Origin of the sequence: Acinetobacter sp. V2, from assembly GCF_001188385.1 — a bacterium.
In the GTDB taxonomy this organism is placed as follows: Bacteria; Pseudomonadota; Gammaproteobacteria; order Pseudomonadales; family Moraxellaceae; genus Acinetobacter; species Acinetobacter oleivorans.
The window spans coordinates 201,243-203,322 of sequence record NZ_JZFB01000003.1 but is presented as its reverse complement, the minus strand read 5'-3'; the positions used below and the strand labels follow the sequence as shown (position 1 = coordinate 203,322).

The following is a 2,080-nucleotide window of genomic DNA, read 5'->3' as shown; positions in this document are numbered from 1 at the left end:
CTTGCTCAGCTAAAGGCTGACGGGCAGAGTCTTGACCAAAATTAATTTCACCGTAGCCATTAAGATTCCAGACCTGCATGCCTGTATAAGGCATTTGGCGTGCGAGATCATCCCAAACATTTACCGTTTTAAGCAAATGAATGGTCGCTTGGCTAAGTGCTAAAACACGTGGATTCATCACGCTTAATGTTTTCTCAACATCAAGTACAGGAGCCGCATCAAGCACAGTGGGTTGTACGCCACCTTGCGCAAGTAATAAAGCAGTTAAACCACCAACCAATCCACCACCAACAATGACGACATCCAACACTTCACTCATGCTTTTAACCCCATTGCATAGTTAGCCACCAATGGTTTTATACCCGGAATGACATCAAACGCAATTAATCCTGTATTACGAATTAATTTTAATAACGGGTTCTGGTTACTAAAACCACGAACTACAGTGTCACAGAACTTAATCACGCGTTGCTGATCTGATAAACGAGCTTGCTCATAGGCAAGTAAGTTATCAGGGTTACCTAAATCATCAGAAGTGGTTAATTGGTTCACTAAATAACGCACTAAAACATCTGCATCACGTAGACATAAATTAAAGCCCTGTCCTGCAACTGGATGAATTGTATGCGCTGCATTACCCATTAGAATAACGCGACCAACAGCTTGTTTATGTGCAAGCACTTGCGAAAGCGGATAACTAAAACGTTTACCCGTTTTTTCAAATTTACCCGCTCGGTCACCATAGGTTTGTTGTAAAGCACTTAAGAAATGCTGGTCATTTTCATCGCCCAACCATTCATTTTCAGTGCCTTTTTTCACAGGCCACACCACTGAGCGGCGGTACTCACCCGGTAAAGGTAATAAGGCTAAAGGACCTAATGCGCTAAACCGTTCAAAACCTACCTGTTCATGCGGTTTTGATGTCTGAACCGTAGTCACAATTGCAACCTGATCATAGTCGTGAACATCCACACCCACACCAATTGCCTGACGACAAAAAGAATCGCGTCCATCAGCCGCAATTAATAATTTTGACTCAAGTTTTAAAGTTTCCTCACCACGCAGAGCTTCAATATGTACTTGCTCGGCATCTTGAGTTAAAGCGGTAACCTGTACACCATCAATGAGTTCAATCAAAGGTTGTTGGCGCACTTGAGTTAACAGCACACGCCCAAGCCAAGCATTTTCAATTACCTGACCAAAGCTTTCGACTTTTTCTTGTTCTGCAATTAAACGTGCTTTACCAAAACTGCCTTGCTCAGTAATGTGGACTTGCAAAATTGGGGTCGCATGTTGCTGTAATGCATCCCATAACCCTAGCTTCTGATAAATCTGTACGCTACGACGCGATAAAGCCGTATTACGCGCATCAAAACTCGAATGGTAAGGAGCAACATTTTGATCATCATAGTTTGGGTATTTCACAGCTTCTAATAACTTTACCGCAATATTAGCCTTCGCGAGCATGAGTGAAAGGCTCAAACCCACCATTCCCCCACCTACAATAATCACTTGTTGTTGCATCGAGTTTTGCTCCTTTGGCGAATACGTTTAATTATGCTTTAGCTTACGCCATTAAATGTTCAATATCTGCAATATCTTTAACCACATTAGCAGTTAAAACTCGTGGTCCTTTCGAGGTTGCGACCACATCATCTTCAATACGAATACCAATACCACGCCATTTTTCATCTACAGTTTCATCATCTGGTGCGATGTATAAACCAGGTTCAACTGTAATGACCATACCCTCTTCATATTGACGCCAGTCTTCACCTTTTTTGTAAGACCCGACATCGTGTACATCCATGCCTAGCCAATGACCTGTGCCATGCATATAAAACTGACGATATGCTTCTGTTTCGATGAGTTCGTTAACATCACCTTTGAGCAAACCTAAATTAACTAGACCTTCAGTTAAAATTTTAACTGCTATTTCATGAGGCTCACGGTATGAATTACCAATACGAACTGCATCAATCGCTGCATATTGGGCAGCCAATACAACTTCATATAATGCTTTTTGTTCAGCACTAAATTTACCATTGACCGGAAAAGTACGAGTAATATCCGAAGCATA

At 41.8% G+C, this 2,080-nt stretch carries 3 protein-coding genes; all 3 read right to left on the bottom strand.

Features of this window, described 5'->3' with window-relative positions:
- Positions 1-319 (bottom strand): FAD-dependent monooxygenase (locus tag UC75_RS21440; RefSeq protein WP_228137319.1); only part of this gene is annotated, 319 nt, incomplete at its 3' end.
- Positions 316-1,524: a 2-octaprenyl-6-methoxyphenyl hydroxylase gene (gene ubiH / locus UC75_RS11865; protein ID WP_049837705.1), complete on the bottom strand. Its 1,209-nt coding sequence runs from the start codon at positions 1,522-1,524 to the stop codon at positions 316-318. The genes ubiH and UC75_RS21440, both read right to left, overlap by 4 nt.
- Before the next feature lie 43 nt (positions 1,525-1,567).
- Positions 1,568-2,080: M24 family metallopeptidase (locus tag UC75_RS21435; RefSeq protein ID WP_228137318.1), on the bottom strand; the 513-nt coding region annotated here is incomplete at its 5' end.